This is a genomic window from Pseudorhodoferax sp. Leaf267, assembly GCF_001422405.1.
Taxonomy (GTDB): domain Bacteria; phylum Pseudomonadota; class Gammaproteobacteria; order Burkholderiales; family Burkholderiaceae_C; genus Pseudorhodoferax.
The window spans coordinates 105,186-122,730 of record NZ_LMMV01000021.1 but is presented as its reverse complement, the minus strand read 5'-3'; the positions used below and the strand labels follow the sequence as shown (position 1 = coordinate 122,730).

The window sequence follows — 17,545 nt, the reverse complement described above, 5'->3', positions numbered from 1 at the left end:
GGTCAGTCTGGCGGGATGATCGGCAACGTTATCCCCAGCGGCGCACGCGCGATGCATAGGCGTCGAATTCGGCGCCGAAGCGCGCGCGCAGCGCGGCCTCCTCGGGCCTGATCTGGTAGCGGTTCAAGTACAGCACGAATAGCGGCAGCACCAGCAGCGCCGACAGCTTGGCCAGCACCACGGCCCAGCCCAGCAGGGCGAGCGCGAAACCCAGGTACATGGGGTTGCGCGTGCGGTGGTAGACGCCGCGCACCACCAGGCTGCTGGCGGTGGCCGGGTGCATCGGGTCCACCGTCGTGCGGGCACGGCGAAAGGCCAGCACGCCGGCCACGCACACCAGCGCGCCGGCCAGGGCCAGCAGAGTGCCGATTGCGATGCGCCAAGGGTCGGCCAGCGGCAGCTGCACAAAGGCCGGCAGCACCCACATGAGCGTGCAAGCGATCACGACGAGCGCGACCGGGGGCAACTTCAATGCCAGCCAGGGCTGGGTGGGGGGTGGTGGCTGGGGGGCGGAATGGGCCATGGTGTCGCGGTGCTTGTGTGGAGGCGCATGCGTGCGCCGGATGCGTGGAGCGCGACGATAAACCTTGAAGTGGCTGCAGAGTCAAACCGGTTCGGCGCCGCTCAGCCATGCCCATGCTGGTGGTGCGCATCCGGCACATGCGGGTGGGAGTGGGTGCGCGGCGTGTGGACGTGAGGGTGGCTGTGCGGGCCGGCGAGCATGGGCGTGTGGTTGTGGTCGTGGTCGTGGTGACCATCGTCGTGCCGGTGGGCGTGCTCGTGGTCCAGCGCCTCGTGCGTGTGCGGGTGGCCGTGCGTTTCTGCCAGGTGCAGCAGCACGCCGGCGACCATCAGCCCACCGCCCAGCAGCAGCACCCATGAGGCATCGCGCTCGCCCAGTGCGAACGCGGCGACGGCACCGATAAAGGGCGCGAACGCGAACACCGAGCCGGTGCGCGCGGCACCGAAGGCGCGTTGCGCCAGCAGGTACAGCCGCAGGCTCAGGCCGTAGCCGGTGGCGCCAAGGGCCAGCAGTGCCAGCGCGGCCGTGGCGCCGGGTTGGGGTTCGCCGAAGGTCCAGGCCAGCGCCCCGGTGGCGGCGCTGCCGAGCAGGGCCTTGGCCAGCACCACCTGGCCCGGATCGCGCTCGGCCAGCGGGCGCGAGAGCGTGTTGTCGGCGCCCCAGGCCAGCGTGGCCAGCAGCACCGCCAACAGCCCCCACAGCTGCGGCGCGCCGGCACGGCTCTGGTCGAGAACGACGGCCGCGCCACCGGCCAGCAGCAGCGCCATCGCCAGCCAGACACGCCGGTCCATGGTTTCGCCATACAGGGCACGTGCCAGCAGGGCGGTGCACACGGCCTCCAGCGTCAGCATCAGCGAGGCGCTGGTGCCGCTGGTGTGCTGCAGGCCCCAGGCCAGCGCCACCGGGCCGATGCCGGCGCCCAGCGCAGCCATGGCCGCCAGGCGGGGCAGGTCGGCACGGGCAAGCCGTGCCTCGCGCCCGTGCGGCTGGCGCGACCACAGGCCGACCAGCGCGGCACCGGCGTACAGCAATGCTGCGGCAGTCAGCGGACCCAGGCCGGCGCCCAGACGTTGCAGCAGCGGGGTGGACAAGCCAAACAACACGGCGGCCAACAACGCCAGCAGGCCGCCGCGCAGGGCGGGGTGGGTGGTCATGGCGGCAATTGTCGTGCGCCCTCGGCTCGCCACGCTGGCGGGGCCGCCGGGCCAGGGCGCCGCCCCGGACCATGTGCAGTGCGCAATGGCAGAGCGGCGCTGCGGTGCTTGCGCGCGTCAGCGCGCCATGGCCTTGGCGGGCAGTGGCAGGTTGCGCTGCATGAGTTCGAGCGTGCCATCGCGGCGCGCAGCCAGCACTTCGGCCTCGACCTCGGCCCGCGTCTTGCCGGGGCCGGCGTTCTTGCCGGCCATCGGCAGCGAGCGCTGCAGCAGGACCAACGAGCCGTCTTTGCTCGCACTGTCGAGCTCTGCCAAGACGGTCGCACGCGACTGCGTGGCCTGCACATGACCGGCGTGGTACACGGCGCCGACCTCGCCCCCCATGTCGTGGTACTCAGAGCCCGCCTGCGACAGCGTCGGGGCGGCGAGGGCGAGCGTGGCGGTGGCGATGAGGACGAAGCGGGAATTGCGCATGGGGGTCTCCAGTCGGATGGGGGATGTCTCGGCGGTGCGCCGAGGGCAAGCCTTTCGGCTGCGCCCACTGTAGGAACCGGGTACGCCGAGAAGCGATCAGTCGGATGACAACTTCGTCATGCACTGAATCTGAGGTGCGGCGCGGTCACGGTGTTGTACCCGCGATGGACGGGCCAACTGCAGGGTCTGGTTGTGATCCAACGGTGGGAGCCGAAGACGGCTGTCGTCACAGGCCCGCTTTGGCCAATTGCGGAGTGGTGACGGCCGGAAATTCGAATGCTTGTGCCGCAGCATTCAGTTGCAATGCAAAGCTTCGCTCATCGCGCTCATCGCGCTCATCGCGCTCATCGCGCTCATCGCGCGCATCGCGTCAGCGCTTACACCGTGGTCGGCCATTGCCTGCATCAGCGAAGCGCCGGCGCAATGTGTCGCCTCCGATCTGAAATCCCGGCTGGCCGTGGCCAGGTTCCCCAGCAGTGGCCAGAGGTCCGCCAGCTTGTGTTCGTTGAGGTTCATCACGTCGCCTTCGCGGTGCCACATCCCGTAGGCCGCCAGCAGCCGTGAACGCAAAACCTCGGGCCGTTGCTTCTCCTACAGCGATGGCCAGCCAAGCGCCAAGACAGCGAACGTCGAGGCTTTCAGGATGTCAACTGAGTTTGACGAGAGCGCTGCGCTGCGGTAGCTTTATCACGTGACCGCCGCAAGGCACACGAAGCGTCTCAGCTCTCGAACGACGCCCGGTTCCCTCCCAAGGGTGAACCCAGAGCATTTCCACCACTGCAACCCGGACGGGGCGATCAGCTACCCCGTCCAGGCCTCGCGGTCCTGAATGGGCGCGCCGATCTCCTGTCCTTTTGGAGAACGCGATGTCCCTCAGTTTCGATGACCCGTCGATAGCCTCCAGTTACCGTGACGTGCGCGCGCTGGCAGACGGTCTCGCCACACCAGTGCTGCAGACCAACAAGCGGATCATCCTGCGCTCGAACAGCGCGGTTGACGCCGAATGGTGCCGACGGATCCTGCGCCATGAAGGCTACCTGTGTGAGGCTAGGAAAGGGCGGAGATCGACAACGATCTACCTGCAGGTTCATCTGGGGTATTGACTACTACGGCGACCTTCGGGGCGCCATTTTTCTAGGGCACGCAGGTCAACCAGTGCGTCCCGTGTCAACTCCATTTGACCCGGGTTGCCGACGGCGCTAGATTGCGGCCCGTGAACAGCCGAAAGGCAACACAGAGGCGCTTCGGTTCTTGAAAAGCGCACGGTCCGGCTCCCAAGGCCAGACCTAGAACAGTCCTCTACCACTGCAACCCGGACGGGGTGATTTGCCACCCTGTCCAGACCTTGCGGTCTTGGCTTGGGCGCGCCGATCTCCTGTCCATTTTTTGGAGATCATCATGGCTACCCAGTCTCAAGAACAGCAATTTTTCAACCTCCATACCAGCGGTATCGGCTATCTCAGCCGCGTCCGTTGGGTCGACGCGAGCAGGAGAAATGGTGGACGACGCGCCGAACCGTTCCTGAGCTGCGCCATCAACGCGCTCCGGGGCAGTTCCGACGATGTGCAGTACACCTACTTCGACATGAAAGTAGTCGGCGAAGAAGCGATCCAGGTCATCGCAGATCTGGAGGCTGCGGCGAACAGCCAGAGCAAGGTGCTGGTCGCTTTCAAGGCGGCGGACATCTACGTCCATTCGTACGAACGCCGCAAGCGCGATCAGAGCGGACGCCAGACGGATCAGACTGAATTGGCGACCCTCATCAAGGGCCGACTGATCCAGATCACGATGGCGAAAGTGAATGGCGAACTGGTGTATCAGCGCGAGGAACTGCCGGAAGGCGGGGACAGCGTTGACGCTGGTGAAGATGGCGCGCAAGCCGCCTCTCTGCCGCAAGATGATCAGGCTCCCGCGCCTGCATCCCGTCAGGACGATGCCGAGCACCGGCCAGGTCCCCAGCAGCCAGCTGCTGTTCGTCCGCAAGGTCGGCAGCAGGACGGTGAGCAGGCTGACGCGCCTGAGCACCGCCGGAACTTTGTCGCGCAGCGGCAGCGCTCCCAGCAGCAACCTGCAGTGCGACCGCAAGGCCGCCCGCAACGCGATGACGCTCCTGCTGATGCGCGAACCTCCCGGTACGCGCGCAACTGACGTCATGCCATGAACCACCCCCGGGCTGCACCAGCAGTTCGGGGGCTGTTCATCCCCACACATTCCGACGGTGCGACATGCTCAGTTCATGCAATGCGGTCTGAAACTGAGCGATTGATGGTCGGCACTGTCCACACAGATCGAGCGAAATCCGGTATTCTTCATCCGTGTTTGTCCGGCTCGACCCGGCATTTTCAACAGGTATCCTTCGCACGTTCTCCGAGTGTTTGCTGGTATCACTTTCAAACCAGTAGCCGGTTCGCCGGTTCAAGCACGTCAGCCCTTGAAACGTGAACGCCGCAAGGTTGGGGCATAGGTAGCGGGCACCACTCCGCTGATGCACACTTCGATTTGGTGCCTTAGCTCTGACGAGTCGGAAACTCGTCAGTCCATCAGAGCCGATTGCGTCCGACCAGCTCCGGCTGGTTGGCGCAACTTATTCCGCAGCGACGGTCACGCCGGCGCCGCATTCTTCCCACGGGATCACGCATCCCGTCGCGGAACGTGCTCCCACCAACTTGGAGCACGACATGATCAAAATCGAGAACACCACGTTGCGGGTCCGCAAAATCCGCCAAAGCAGGAACGGCCCTTTCACGGTCGCCGATCTGAGCACCGACATTGGCGAGTTTCGGGTGAAGGACCAACTGCTCGATGCTTTCGATGAAGGCGAGTACCAGGCCACCGTCTGGATTTCAGAGATTTACCTGAAGCAGTACGTGGCCTACGGCCGCGGCGTGACAGAACTGCGCGCGCAGCTGCACGAAGTTCAGATCGAGGCAGCGGCCGAACTGGAGGGCGAACCTGAGCCCATCGAGCCGGACCCGATCGACGAGACCATCCCCGAGCGGGTGGGCTACAACCAGACGGCGCAGGCCGAGGAGCGGGAGAGCGCTGCAGCTGTCGATATCTCGGCCCTCAAGGCCAAGCTGAAGGGTGTAGGCCGTCGCAAATCGAAGGCCGTTGCATCTGTCGAATCGGCCGCGCCCGCGAACGCACTCGTCGACTTGTTCGGCGAGGAAGTGTGGTCCAGGATTCAGGGTCGTGAGCCCGTGAAGCTGGATTCCACCGTTGATCGTGCCCGGTTCCGCGAGCAGATCAGAACGCTCAGCACGCTCGACTACCAGTTCAACCCGATGGAGCAGACCTTCATGCCCGTCGACCTCGTCTCTTGAACGAGCATCCACAACCCGCGCGCGGGTTGTTCGATGCGGCCGGGCCGGCCGCATCGAACAGCCCGCAGCGCGGCTACCTCTCAGCCTGGGTGGCGGCAACCTGATGTGCCGCGGCCGTTGCGATCGAGGGTGCCAGGGCGAAAGCCAAGCCCCACCACACCTCCCGCGCCTTTCCTTGGCCACCTAGACCCCGCGCCGGTGGCCGGCATGCAGCCCTCGCGGGCCTGTAGCCAGGGGTAGCGTCAAATTGCCTTTCCAAACCGGGAACCCGATGGGTTCCCACGCGGCCTTGCCTGCAGGGCTGCGTGGGAAATCATCCACCATGCACGATGGTTTCAGGCGCGTTCAGCCTTGAGAGCGCGCCCGACCGGACCTCCGGTCGAGGCATTTTTCGTCAACCCGCGCGGGATCACAGATCCCGCAAGGGCCTGGGTGACCGCGCATCAAATGGAGTAGATTCATGAACATGCCCGCGTACACCGTGCACCACATCTACGAAGCGCTCACCGAGATCGGCGTCAAACCCGAATCCGCGCGCAACGTGGAACGCGAGTTCGAAGCAGCGCTTCGCGACTCGCACAGCCATGTCGAGTCATCTGTACTCGACAAGGTGATGACGAAGGCCGACGGTGCGAAGCTGGATACAGCCATCGTGCATGTCGAGCAGCGCCTGAAGTCTGACATCGCGCAGGTCGAACTGCGCATCAAGGCAGACATCGGGATGCTCAAGGCCGATATGCACAAAGCCATGGCGGACCAGACGCGCTGGTTTGTGGGCTCGCTCGTGGCGATCGCCGGCATCTCCATCGCAGCGCTGAAGCTGCTCTGATCGCAATAGCCCAGTAGCGCCAGGCCCGGCGATTGAGGGTGCGGGAGCCAGCCAGCTCCTGCACCACGCAGACACCCAACGTCATCACATCGCGCCAACGCGCGCGTCATCCACCCGGACGGGAACACACCCGTCGTGGTGTCTCCTGTCCATCACATAGGAGAACACCATGGAAGCCACAATCTTCTCTCACAAGGCGCGTTCCACGCCGTCACAACTGTTGAGCAGCCTGCTGCCCGGCGACCACCAACTGGTGGTGCGGGACACCGAAGGCCGCTACCAATCTGCCGGGCCCGACGCGATCCTGCATGCTGCTCAAGCGGTGCTTGAAAGCAAGGTACGCGGCACCGATGCCCTGGATCAAATCCGACTTGTGAAGGACTACATCCGCGTCAGGATCGGCCATCTGGAACATGAAGTCTTTGGCGTGATCCACCTCGACTTCCAACACCGCGTGCTCAAGGTCGAAGAGTTGTTTCGGGGCACGGTAACCCAGACGTCGGTGTACCCACGCGAGGTCGTGAAAGAGGCATTGCTCAGCAACAGCAGTTCAGTGATCCTGTACCACAACCATCCGAGCGGCTTGGTGGAGCCGTCAAGGGCTGACGAGCTGATCACCAGCACGTTGCGCGCGGCGCTGAACCTGGTTGACGTCCGGGTGCTAGATCACGTGATCGTGTCCCACCTCGAAACGCTGAGCTTTGCTGAGCGTGGCCTGATCTGAGGAGGCGGACATGGCACTGTTTCACATGCGCATGGCCGACGGATCGACGGTTGAGACCACCTGCAGGCGCATCCGCGCGGAGATCGATGGCCAGCCGTTTTGGTTCGCGGTGCACGAGGTGCAGGGCAGGGTGGCCAAGACCATCTCGCACTTCGCCAGTGGCATCCGCGTCTGCGACCTTCCCTACGAAGCCGCCTTCGCCATGCACGCGCGCCGCGACGAACGGGTGATCGCGCTGGAAGCCCTGGCGCACCTCGCCAAGCAAGTTGGCCCTGATCGCATGCGCCAGAAGCTGTCAGAGGCCGAACGCAAGTACAGCCCTGATGCGCTCGCGCACCCGGTGCAACAGCCGCAAGGCTGAGCACCCAGGAACCCGATGGGTTCCTCCAGCCCCAGTGCCACAGGGGGCTGCAGGAAACCATTGAGCCAATCAAGATGGTTTCAGGCGCGTTCAGCCTTGAGAGCGCGCCCGACGGTCCCATCGTCGAGGCATTCATCGTCATCAACCCGGACAGGTCGTCGCCTGTCCAGGTGGCCTCCTGTCCATCTATGCAGGAGAGCATCATGTCTTTCTATCGTTTGCAGGCTTTGCCTGCCTATTCAACGGACCGGTCACGCAAGGATGTGCCGATCTGGTCAGGCCTCGACCCGGTGCCAGCCGTAGGTGACGAGGTGCATGTCCGGATCAACCGGGTCGGTCGCTCCAAGGTCATGGGCTACGGCGTCCAAGACGGTTATCTGGGCGTCATGGTGTACCCGCTGGATCCTCCAGACTGGTGGATCAAGCAGAACGGCCAGCCGTCCGCTGAGAAGCCCGCTCTGGCCTTCGGCGCAGAGATTCGCTCCTTGACCAAGCAGGTGTGACATGGCCCTCATGTTCGCGCGCCTGGCGCGCAACTTCATCAAGAACGGGTACTTCCCGACCGACGAGGAAACGCTGCGGCGCGTCATCCAGATGGTGCGCTGTAGCGGTCCTGGTCCACATCGCTTCCTCGACCCATGCTGCGGTGAGGGCACGGCACTGGCGGACCTCCGCCAAGGACTGCTCGATGCCGCGGCCGAAGAAGATCCGCCTGGCCGGGCGCCCGACATCGAGGCCTTGGGCATCGAGTTCGATCAGGAACGCGCATGGCATGCCAAGCGCTATTTCAGTCGTGTCATCCACTCGGACTTCCATGATGTGGTGGTCAAAGCCCGTTCCATCGGGCTGATGTTCCTGAACCCGCCCTACGGCTACGGTGTCTCTGACCACGCCAACGGCAACGCCGGCAGCGTCGATGCGGGAAAAGCGGAGCGGCTGGAGCGCACCTTCCTGTTTAAGTGCACGCCGCTGATCGCGCAGGGCGGCGTCCTGGTCTTCATCGTTCCGCACTACGCGCTGGACGACGAGATCAGGATCCACCTGGCGCGCAACTACCAGGACCTGCAGGTGTTCATGGCACCCGAGCAGCAGTTCAAGCAATGCGTGGTCGTGGCGCGGCGCCGCAAGGCCGGCAACGCCAGCAAACAGGTCCAGGACGTGCTCGCACGTGCCCAGGCCAACGACGCAGTGCCGGTGCTGCCGGAGGAGTGGGTGGCCAGCCCTTATGTGGTGCCGGCGTCGACGGACCAGGAGTTCAACTTTCACGCTGTGCGCATCGACGCCCCCCAACTCGGCGACGAGCTGGAGCGGTATCGGGCGCAGTTGCTGTGGTCGAACTTCGGCACGCACTTTCGTCGATCCACGGCGGCCTGCAGGCCGCCGCTACGTGAGCTGACCCCATGGCACTTGGCGCTGTCCCTTGCGGCTGGCCAGGTCACTGGACGGTTCCGCTCGGCCGAAGGACGCGAGTTCCTGCTCAAGGGTGACACCTACAAGCAGAAGCAGCGCACGGTGACGATGGACGTGAACGAGAAGGGCGAGGCGAGCGAGGTCATCACCATGCTGGACCGCTTCGTGCCCGTCATCAATGCGATCGAGTTCACGCCGGACCACCGGCTCGGCCAGATCGTGAAGATCGCCTGATCGCAAGACCAGGTGCAGTGCTTGCGGCCACCGCTGCCGGCAATTTCAACCCCGTGGGGATGTCCATCCCCGCAGGGTGGCGTTCCGACTTCAATGAAGGAGCATGTTCATGCATGACGATCCCCATGACGCGCCACCCCCTGATGACGACGATGCCGACCCTTTGGCGACCTATCAACGCTATGCATTGACCACCCGTCCGGACGGCTCGTTCGAGGGCTATACGGAGACGAACGACCCCACCGACTCGGGCTACCCGAATGGCTATGACTGGTGGAGGGTGCGATGCAATTCACGCGCCGATCTGGAATGCATGGTCGGTAAGAGCCGCATCGGCGTAGCCGGATGCGTGGTGACGGTCACCATTGACGGCGTTCGCGTCTGACATGGATCAATGCGATTGAGTTAACGCCGGACCACCGGCTGGGCCAGATCGTGAAGGTCGCCTGATCGCAAGACCAGGCCTGTGTGGCGGCAGCTCCCGCCGCCGATTCTTTCAACCCTTGGGGATGTTCATCCCGAGGGGGATGACGCTCCACACCGGAGATGTTCATGAGCGAACTCGCCAACCCGCTGGAAAGCCATATTGACACCGTGTCGTTCCTGCCGGACCTCAAGTTCGAGCTGGGTCACGTGGTGGTGACCGAAGGCGTGCACGCGCTGGTCCAGGCCGGCAACGTCGATCCGTTGTTGTGCCTGACCAGGCATGCCTCGGGCGACTGGGGAGACATCCCCGACGTCGACAAGGCTAACAACGATCACGCGCTGAGGGGCGGCTCGCGCATATTCTCGATGTACCAGCTCGGCCCGATCTTGAAGGTCTACGTGATCACCGAATGGGACCGCAGCGTGACGACGTTGCTGTTGCCTTCCGAGTACTGAACGAACCATGGGGAGCGACGGCTTCCCGCTGCGCCTGGTCATCGGACGTAGCGGGAAACCGTCAACCAATCCAACGGTTTCCAGGGCGCGCTCAGCCCTTAGAGCGCGCCGGCCACTAGCGTGGCTGGGCAAGTCGGCACCTCGGTGCCTTTTAACCACCCGCGCGGGGCATGTCCCCGTAGGGGGCACCTCGTGCATTTCAGGAGTAGATCCATGAACGAGTTCACCACCACTGTCTGCCAATCCAATGGTCGCTGGGAGGCCACCTCCAGCACGATGGTCGACGGCAGCAACCGCGAGCTGACGACCCGCACAGCGCGCAATGCCAACGGCGTGGTCCGCACCTCGGCCATCGTCAGTCGCGTCGAGGGCGGCTTCAAGTCGCACGCCATGGGCTTCGGCTCGTCTGGTGGCGATTTTTCGGCGACGGTGCTGTCGATGCGGCATCCACGTGCGACGGAGAAAGCCATCCGACTGCAACACGAGACGGCCATGGCACAGGCTGAGAGCATCCTGCATCTGGTGCGTCAGCACTATGCGGCGCGCGATTCGGCGGTCGAGGCCGGCCACGAGGCCGTTGCTGCAGCGATCCCGGCGAATGCCGAGGTGGCTGCATGAGCACTGCCACACGTTTGACCAACGAGGAGTTCGTCTCGGACCTGATGAACTTCAGCAGCTTCGGCGGGTTGTGCCAAGTGTTCGTCATCGAGGCGATCCGTCGCTACGCGGATCAAGTTGCCGCCGCAGCTCCTGCGGACGTCGACACGGAGTTCCTCAGCGGGGCTGTGTGGGTCGGCTTGGCGCAGGAGATCAAGGCCAAGGTGTACGAACAGTACGACGTCGATGACGACATGGTCGTGCAGAAGGCGGACGGCGCGTAACGGGGCATCACGGGCCCTGGCATAGCGCAACCGCGCGACGCCAGTGCTTGTGGTCAGCCACTCATGCCTCTGCGGAGGCACGCAGTTCATTGACCCCCAGGGGACGATCGTCCCACTTGGGGCCGATCGTCCCCGCAACCCGGAGACGACCATGTTGGATAACTTGAGCGATGAGGAACGCAGGCTGTTCCACGCCGCGATCGCGCAGTGGCTATCGGCGGCGCATGAGGTGGAGTTCGATCAGGTCGAGGTCCTGCGCGCGGAGATCGCGCCAGGCGAGGTCTGCTCGATGCTCAGACTGGTGCGGACGTGCTTTGCCCATCCGCACCTGCAATCACGCCTCCCGGCGCCGCTGGTGGCACTGCTGAGAGAGCGGAGTTTGCTGCAGCCTTGCGCTGTCGCACCAACGCTCTCAAACGCGGCAGGGCGTCGCTGACGTCCAACTCCTCCAGCAGCTCGGTCCAGGCCGGCTGCTGCGAGGCAGTGCCCTGGATCAGCTTGAGTGCAGGGATTCGGTCCATGCGCTAAGTGTCGCACCCCCTCGGCCACGCCTCCCATCGTGGCGACGGCTTCCCACTGCGCCCATGTCCGGACGCAGCGGGAAACCGTCAACCGACATCCAACGGTTTCCAGTGCGCTCAGCCCTCCGAGCGCATAGGCCACTCACGTGGCCGGGCACATCACTTCAACCCTTGTGGTCCGTCTCCGCAAGGGGAGGGCCGCTTCATCACAAGGAGCTTCCAATGCTTGAACTCGAACGACTCGCCCAAGACGTCGTAGACCAATGGGAAACCGGCCATCTGGCCGATGCTGTCCGCGCACTCGCGGCCGAACTGGCGGATCTACGCACAGAGCGCCGGGCATGCCAGCGCTACATCGCCAAGGCACGCAACGATGCCCTTACACCGGACAGCAACCTCGACATTGGCGACCACCCATTGACCGCGAAAGCGGAGGATGGCTACTGGATCGGGGCCTGGGTCATGGTTCGGCACGACGATGTGCAGGAGGCCGAGCATGGCTAATCCCCTGTATCGCGTGCAAGAGTTTCCGGAGGTCTTTGCCGATGCCTGCCTGCGCGACAGCGCCGGTGTGCTCAAGTTCCTCTCGGTCTATGGGCGCGACGGCTCGCTGATGCAGTTCGAGGCAGCGCTTCAACTGGGGCACAAGGAGGGCGGGGTCAAGCGCTTTCACCTCATCGGCGACGACAACACGCGGCATGCCGTCGAAGTTGGCAGTGTCGATGCCCTGACCAAGTACTCCGGACGCCTGCCACGACAGAACGTGTTCGGGCCGCTGTCGCAGCTCTGGCTGTACGACAAGGCCTTGACCGACATTGACCGGGCCAATCGCATCGGGTGGGCATTGCATCGGGGCAGTCCTGGCCAGGGACCGGTGGAACGCCTGGGCGGTCTGCTGGACCAGGCCTGGGATCTCACCCGCAAGCTGTCGCCCATCGCCTTGCAAGACGCCTGGCGCGTCGACCTGCAGGGATGGTGCCTCGAAAAGCGCGCCTACCAGCGGCTGGACGATGGCATCTACCCACCGCTGGGCCAGGTCGAAGCCATGCGCGTGAGCATCTCAGACCACTTCCTGCGCTACGTGAGTGCGCAGGTCCAGCAGAAGAACTTCGTCCTCTGACCCCCGCGGCCGCCGGCATCTCCCGCCGGCGCCGCACATCTCCCTCCACGGGGCACGCCATGGGGCCGCCTCATTTCCACTTTTCAAACCTAGGAGCTTTCCATGGAAAACGAGCACGACCACATGGTGGTCATCAGCAACGACGCCAGCGGCACGCTGGCAACGCCTGCGCCGGCCGGCGAGGAAACCACTGTGACGGCCGAGGATCTGCAGGCCGCACCCGACCTGGGCGAAAGCCCCGACATCATGGATGGGGTCATCGGCGAGACCATCGCACTGGGCGACTTCATGCGGTCTTTCGGGGCCAGCATGCTGGAACAAGTCAAGGCGAGCAACCCGCCGGTCTACCTGACCGTGCAGGACCAGCAGCTGGAGATCTGGCACCGGCGACAGGCCATCATGGCCGCTCTCAAACGCAAGCCATTTCCGGCACAGTCCGAAGCCGTCCAGGCGATCAGCAAGCTGCTGCTGGACCGAAACGAACCGGCCGTGGTCCTGAACGCCGAGATGGGCTCGGGCAAGACCATGATGGCCATCTGCGCCGCAGCGGTCGTGCAGCAGCACCATCCGCGCACCTTGATCGTCAGTCCGCCGCACCTGGTCTACAAGTGGCGGCGGGAGATCATGGAGACGGTGCCCAGTGCCAAGGTCTGGGTCCTCAATGGCCCCGACACATTGCGCAAGCTGCTGCAGTTGCGCACCTCGCTCGGGCTGAAAACGCGTCAGCCGGAGTTCTTTGTACTCGGCCGTGTGCGCATGCGCCTGGGCTTCCACTGGAAGCCTGCATTCCTGACCCGTCGTCTGCGAGAAGATGGCCAGACCTTGCGCGTCGCCTGCTGCCCGCAGTGCATGACACCGCTGGAGCGTAAGGATTCGGAGGGGCACCGTTCGTGGATCTCTGCCGAATTCGCTGCGGCAGCACTGAGCGATCAGCGCCTATCGTGCGAGGTCAAATCGTGCCGCAGCCCCCTGTGGACACTGATGCGGCCGGGCACCGCGCAGCACTCGCTGCGTGACCTTGTCGGCGCGGCGATGCAGAAGCTTCCGACGATCGGCCCGGTGGCAGCCAAGCGGCTGCTGGACATGTTCGGCGAATCGCTGCTGGGCACCATGCTGGAGGACAACGTCTACGAGTTCATCAATTTGATGGACGAGAACGGCGAACTGGTGTTCAGCGACCGCCAGGCCAAGCGGCTGGAGCGGTCGATGGCGACATTCGAGTTCTCGATCGGGCAGGGCGGTTACCAGGCCACCGAGTTCATCAAGCGCTACCTGCCGAAGGACTATTTCGGGCTGCTGGTCGTCGACGAAGGCCATGAGTACAAGAACGAGGGTTCGGCGCAGGGCCAGGCGATGGGAGTGCTGGCCAGCCAGTGTCGCAAGACGCTGCTGCTGACCGGCACGCTGATGGGAGGCTATGCCGATGATCTGTTCCATCTGCTGTGGAGGCTCAACCCCGCCGTCATGGTGGCCGATGGCTTCAAGCCCACCGAACGCGGCTCGTTCCACGGTGCCAACATGGCCTTCATGCGCGAGCATGGCGTGCTCAAGGACGTGTACAAAGAGACCGGCTCCAGCTCGCACCGCACGGCGCGCGCGAAGAGCCTGACGGTCCGGACCAGCAAGGCGCCGGGCTTCGGACCGGTCGGCATCCTGCGATACGTACTGCCGATGACGGTTTTCCTGAAGCTGCGGGAGATCGACGCGAAGGCGTTACCTCCCTACGATGAGTCGTTCGAGCCCGTGCAGATGACCGAGGAGCAGGGCCAGGCCTACGCCGTCATGGCAAGCAAGCTGGTGAGCATCCTCAAGCAGGCGCTGGCCATGAAGGACAGCGCGCTGCTGGGCGTCGTGATGAACGTGCTGCTGGCCTGGCCAGACTGCTGCTTCCGCTCGGAGACCGTCAGGCATCCGCGCACACGGTCCGTGCTGCACCTGCAGCCGGCCATGTTCGATGACACCACGATGATGCCCAAGGAGGCCCGACTCGTGGAGATCTGCCAACAGGAGAAGCTGGCCGGCCGGCGCGTGTTGGCGTACACGATCTATTCGGGTACGCGCGACACGACAGCCAGGCTCAAGTACCTGCTGGAGGTCCGAGGCTTCAAGGTGGCCGTGCTGCGGGCAACCGTGGACGCGTCCAAGCGCGAGGATTGGGTGGCCGACCAGGTCGAGCGCGGTGTCGACGTCGTGATCTGCAACCCGGAACTCGTCAAGACAGGGTTGGACCTGCTGGAGTTTCCGACCATCGTGTTCATGCAGTCCGGCTTCAATGTCTACACCGTCCAGCAGGCCGCCAGGCGCAGTTGGCGGATCGGGCAGCGCAAGCCGGTCAGGGTGGTCTATCTCGGCTACCACGGCACCACGCAGATGGACTGCCTGAGGCTCATGGGCAAGAAGATCGCAGTGTCGCAGTCCACCTCGGGCGATATGCCCGAATCCGGTCTGGACGTTCTGAACGAGTCCCAGGGTGACAGCCTGGAAGTGGCCCTGGCCAAGGAGCTGTTGGCTGCGGCCTGAGCAGCGTTGCAATGAGAAAGCCCCTGTTCCGGTTCGCCGGGGCAGGGGCTTTTGCTTGGTCGGGCTACGGCGCGCGCGCAGTCATTGGCAAGCGCCATATCCCAGCCCTTGGGCCCGGTAGACGTCGCTCACATCGATGTAGTTGTTCCGATCCACATCGAGATCCGGGTTGAAGCCAGGCATGCCCATCGCGCGGCCAGAACCTGCCTGGATCATTGCGATGTCGAAGCTGTCGACGCACCCATCGCGATTGACGTCGCCCACGGCGAACACGGGCGGTCCGTAGACAAGGCGACTGCGCAGCAACGCCACATCGCGCGCATCTGTCACGCGATCTCCGTTGAGGTCGTATCGAAACTCGGTCGGCCGGGCTTGGTGGCCAGCCTGCAGGTGGCTCAGATCAACAGTGTTCACGGCGCCGCTGCCGTCGACGTCGAGCACCAGGTCTGGTGTGCGCAGGCCGAAGAACGCGAACTGAACCCACGCGGACCAATCGCTCGCGTCGACCTTGCCATCGCCGTTGAGGTCGTACCGAATGGAGGGCCTCCACCCGGTCAACATCGCGCTCAATTCCTGGCTGATCCGCTGACCGTCGCCGACGCTCAACCGCGCAGGGATGGCCGCATCCACATCGAACACCGCTTTGGCCATCGCCGTGTCCTGCCCAAGCAGCCCGACAGCGACGGTCCAATCGGCCGCATCCAGGCGCCCGTCGGCGTTGAGGTCGAACTGCAGGTCGTAACCGGGTCGATCCAGCGACCCGGCGAGTATGTCCAGGTCGGCACCGGTCACCTGATTGTCGATATTGAAGTCCAGCAGCACACTGCGCTGGTTCAGGCGCAGGTAGTCCACGAAGATTTTCCAGTCATGGATGTTCGTGACCCCGTCCCCGTTGAAATCGTAGCGGAGCTGGTAGCAGCAACCACTCGTGCTGGCGGTACGGATGGCCGACACGATCTCCAGTTTTGCACGCGCATCCACTGTGCCGGTGGCGCGTGTGTCGAACAGCATGCGCGGGCCTCTCACCACGGCGACATAGTCGGTGAGTGCCGTCCAGTCGGCAAGGTTCAGGATGCGGTCGCCATTGAAGTCGACCGCCACGGCCGTGCTGCCGGGCAATGGAAGCCCGCCTTGCTGTACGGGAATCGCCAGCATGCTGGCCGCTTGGTTGATGTCGCGTGCCGTGACGAGGCCGTCGCGGTCGAGATCGAAGGGCACGGCTGCAAAGGCCGCACCACACACGCCGAGTGCGGCGATGGAAAGAAGATTGCGATAGGCTTTCATGGGAACTTCCATGGTTGTTGAAGTTGAGGAAGCGAAGCTGCGTTCGATCGGTGATGGGTGATGGGTGATGGCCTCCTCGATCCAGCGTGAGACAGGCGTGCGCCGACACAGCGCACAAGGAACTGCGTTCATGGATGCCCGGTTCCCCGGGCGTGGAGTTGCCGCGCTGCGGCTAGAACCAACTTCGCAGCGCGTCGAGCTGGCGTTGGTCGATCTGTCCGGTGTCGATGTGCGTCACCCGGGACAGGTGCAGCGTCGCCCAGAGCGTGGCAATGCGGTCTGCCTTCGGGTGCAGGACGCGCGCCACGTCGGTCGGTGGATGGGCTTGCATGCAGCGCTCCAGTGCAGCCTGGATTTGGACCAGGGTCACCACGTCCGGCAAGGTGGTGGTTGTGGCCATCACAAGAACGTCAAAGTCGTCAGCACGATGGTGAGCACAAGTGCCACCCCTTTCATGCTGACCAACAGGCCGACGGTGGGCAGTCGGCCCTTGCTGTAGTGCTTCCAGGTCGCCCTGCTGGCCGACAGCAGGACCAGCGTCACGGTGGCTGCCACCACGGCATAGATCAGGCGCTTCAAATCGGTCATCGAGCCGCCAGAGCCCTGCGCGAAGCCTTGCTCGACGGCCTGCGTGATCGGCAGGCAGGCGCCCGCACCGTCCTGCAGACATGCCGGCGAAAAAACCGGGGTGGCCACCGGGGCAGGGGTAGGTGTGGCAGGAGGGGTGCCCGGCCCTGGGCCGGTGGGTGGTGGTGCGCCGCCGGCGAGCCGGTTGGCCATGGAGCAGATGGTCGTGCCGTTGCGGTCGGCGAACCCGGAACACGTTCCACTGTTGATCATGCGCTGGCAGTTCCCGATGCCCAGTTGCACACAGGACAGCACCAGGTTGCCATCCACTGGTCGCCCGTCGAAGGTGGCCATGCCGGTCAGCGCGGTGGGCGCGCGAGCCCGCAGCGCATCCGCAGTCAGCCTGGCCCACGCATTGATCTGAGTCTGCAGGTCGGCCTGGCGGTACTGCTCAGGCGTCAGGTTCGTGTACGCGCGGATGTTCGTGCGGTTCATCTGCAGCACGCCGAAGCAACAGGTGCCGTTGTAGGCCTCGGTGTTCCCACCGCTCTCGACGCGGATCGCCAGGTTCGCCACGGCCTCGGCGTTCGCCCGTAGCCACGGGGTAGCGCCGGGTGCAGCCTGCACTGCAGCGATGATCTGGGCGGCACTGACCGTCACGGCCCATGCCAGAGCCGGTAGCAGCAGCGCGAGGAGCACCACGCGCAGCGAACGCATCGCGTGCAGCGGCCAGGCCAT

At 64.4% G+C, this 17,545-nt stretch carries 23 protein-coding genes; 16 read left to right on the top strand and 7 right to left on the bottom strand.

The genetic code is table 11. The annotated features are described in order from the left end of the window. Positions 1 to 28 precede the first annotated feature (28 nt). The 4 genes from ASF43_RS17690 to ASF43_RS17675 all read right to left on the bottom strand — a co-directional run bounded on the left by ASF43_RS17690 (position 29) and on the right by ASF43_RS17675 (position 2,667). Entirely contained in the window at positions 29 to 523 is a 495-nt protein-coding gene (locus tag ASF43_RS17690) for an isoprenylcysteine carboxylmethyltransferase family protein (protein WP_056183814.1), read from the bottom strand. A 101-nt stretch (positions 524 to 624) separates the two neighbouring features. Continuing rightward, positions 625 to 1,677 carry a DMT family transporter gene (locus ASF43_RS17685; protein ID WP_056183812.1) on the bottom strand — a complete coding sequence of 351 codons (1,053 nt, stop codon included), beginning with the start codon at positions 1,675 to 1,677 and terminating at the stop codon, positions 625 to 627. A 117-nt stretch (positions 1,678 to 1,794) separates the two neighbouring features. After that, positions 1,795 to 2,151: a DUF4148 domain-containing protein gene (locus tag ASF43_RS17680; RefSeq protein ID WP_200932565.1), complete on the bottom strand. Its 357-nt coding sequence runs from the start codon at positions 2,149 to 2,151 to the stop codon at positions 1,795 to 1,797. 294 nt (positions 2,152 to 2,445) lie between these two features. Beyond that, the gene (locus tag ASF43_RS17675; protein WP_156373386.1) at positions 2,446 to 2,667 is read right to left on the bottom strand and encodes a hypothetical protein; all 222 of its coding nucleotides are present in this window, start codon (positions 2,665 to 2,667) and stop codon (positions 2,446 to 2,448) included. 350 nt (positions 2,668 to 3,017) lie between these two features. On the opposite strand from ASF43_RS17675, the gene ASF43_RS30800 reads away from it, so the two are divergent. From ASF43_RS30800 to ASF43_RS17600, 16 genes are all read left to right on the top strand, one after another. Continuing rightward, positions 3,018 to 3,254, top strand: coding sequence for a hypothetical protein (locus ASF43_RS30800; RefSeq protein WP_156373385.1), 237 nt, complete (start codon positions 3,018 to 3,020; stop codon positions 3,252 to 3,254). Between the two features lie 295 nt (positions 3,255 to 3,549). Next, positions 3,550 to 4,299 carry a DUF3577 domain-containing protein gene (locus ASF43_RS29935; RefSeq protein ID WP_082498001.1) on the top strand — a complete coding sequence of 250 codons (750 nt, stop codon included), beginning with the start codon at positions 3,550 to 3,552 and terminating at the stop codon, positions 4,297 to 4,299. 530 nt (positions 4,300 to 4,829) lie between these two features. Further along, positions 4,830 to 5,474 (top strand): DUF3275 family protein, encoded by a 645-nt coding sequence (locus ASF43_RS17665; protein ID WP_156373384.1) that lies wholly within the window; start codon positions 4,830 to 4,832, stop codon positions 5,472 to 5,474. Between the two features lie 460 nt (positions 5,475 to 5,934). Next, entirely contained in the window at positions 5,935 to 6,303 is a 369-nt protein-coding gene (locus ASF43_RS17660) for a hypothetical protein (RefSeq protein ID WP_056183805.1), read from the top strand. A 169-nt stretch (positions 6,304 to 6,472) separates the two neighbouring features. Next, positions 6,473 to 7,027 carry a JAB domain-containing protein gene (locus ASF43_RS17655; protein WP_082497945.1) on the top strand — a complete coding sequence of 185 codons (555 nt, stop codon included), beginning with the start codon at positions 6,473 to 6,475 and terminating at the stop codon, positions 7,025 to 7,027. Positions 7,028 to 7,052: 25 nt separating this feature from the next. Further along, entirely contained in the window at positions 7,053 to 7,388 is a 336-nt protein-coding gene (locus ASF43_RS17650) for a hypothetical protein (protein ID WP_056183803.1), read from the top strand. Between the two features lie 203 nt (positions 7,389 to 7,591). Further along, a complete protein-coding gene (locus ASF43_RS17645) occupies positions 7,592 to 7,891 on the top strand; it encodes a hypothetical protein (protein ID WP_056184551.1) in 300 nt (99 codons plus the stop codon). 10 nt (positions 7,892 to 7,901) lie between these two features. Then, positions 7,902 to 9,032, top strand: a complete 1,131-nt coding sequence (locus tag ASF43_RS17640; RefSeq protein WP_235578289.1) for a DUF6094 domain-containing protein — start codon at positions 7,902 to 7,904, stop codon at positions 9,030 to 9,032. Positions 9,033 to 9,141: 109 nt separating this feature from the next. Next, complete coding sequence (locus ASF43_RS17635) at positions 9,142 to 9,417, top strand: hypothetical protein (protein WP_156373383.1); 276 nt, start codon at positions 9,142 to 9,144, stop codon at positions 9,415 to 9,417. Between the two features lie 167 nt (positions 9,418 to 9,584). Continuing rightward, positions 9,585 to 9,914, top strand: a complete 330-nt coding sequence (locus ASF43_RS17630) for a hypothetical protein (protein WP_056184549.1) — start codon at positions 9,585 to 9,587, stop codon at positions 9,912 to 9,914. A 213-nt stretch (positions 9,915 to 10,127) separates the two neighbouring features. After that, positions 10,128 to 10,532, top strand: coding sequence for a hypothetical protein (locus ASF43_RS17625; RefSeq protein WP_056183798.1), 405 nt, complete (start codon positions 10,128 to 10,130; stop codon positions 10,530 to 10,532). Then, positions 10,529 to 10,795 (top strand): hypothetical protein, encoded by a 267-nt coding sequence (locus ASF43_RS17620; protein ID WP_056183796.1) that lies wholly within the window; start codon positions 10,529 to 10,531, stop codon positions 10,793 to 10,795. The genes ASF43_RS17625 and ASF43_RS17620 overlap by 4 nt, the downstream gene beginning before the upstream one ends. Positions 10,796 to 10,946: 151 nt before the next feature. Further along, complete coding sequence (locus ASF43_RS17615) at positions 10,947 to 11,231, top strand: hypothetical protein (RefSeq protein ID WP_156373382.1); 285 nt, start codon at positions 10,947 to 10,949, stop codon at positions 11,229 to 11,231. Positions 11,232 to 11,538: 307 nt separating this feature from the next. Further along, a complete protein-coding gene (locus tag ASF43_RS17610) occupies positions 11,539 to 11,820 on the top strand; it encodes a hypothetical protein (RefSeq protein ID WP_056183793.1) in 282 nt (93 codons plus the stop codon). Continuing rightward, entirely contained in the window at positions 11,813 to 12,436 is a 624-nt protein-coding gene (locus ASF43_RS17605) for a hypothetical protein (protein WP_056183791.1), read from the top strand. The genes ASF43_RS17610 and ASF43_RS17605 overlap by 8 nt, the downstream gene beginning before the upstream one ends. A gap of 246 nt (positions 12,437 to 12,682) precedes the next feature. Next, positions 12,683 to 14,956, top strand: a complete 2,274-nt coding sequence (locus tag ASF43_RS17600) for a DEAD/DEAH box helicase (protein WP_056184547.1) — start codon at positions 12,683 to 12,685, stop codon at positions 14,954 to 14,956. A gap of 81 nt (positions 14,957 to 15,037) precedes the next feature. Here the strand turns inward: ASF43_RS17600 and ASF43_RS17595 are convergent, their stop codons facing one another. From ASF43_RS17595 to ASF43_RS17585, 3 genes are all read right to left on the bottom strand, one after another. Beyond that, positions 15,038 to 16,240: a hypothetical protein gene (locus ASF43_RS17595; RefSeq protein ID WP_056183789.1), complete on the bottom strand. Its 1,203-nt coding sequence runs from the start codon at positions 16,238 to 16,240 to the stop codon at positions 15,038 to 15,040. A gap of 172 nt (positions 16,241 to 16,412) precedes the next feature. After that, the gene (locus ASF43_RS17590) at positions 16,413 to 16,640 is read right to left on the bottom strand and encodes a hypothetical protein (RefSeq protein WP_056183786.1); all 228 of its coding nucleotides are present in this window, start codon (positions 16,638 to 16,640) and stop codon (positions 16,413 to 16,415) included. After that, positions 16,640 to 17,545, bottom strand: coding sequence for a hypothetical protein (locus tag ASF43_RS17585; protein WP_056183785.1), 906 nt, complete (start codon positions 17,543 to 17,545; stop codon positions 16,640 to 16,642). The genes ASF43_RS17590 and ASF43_RS17585 overlap by 1 nt, the downstream gene beginning before the upstream one ends.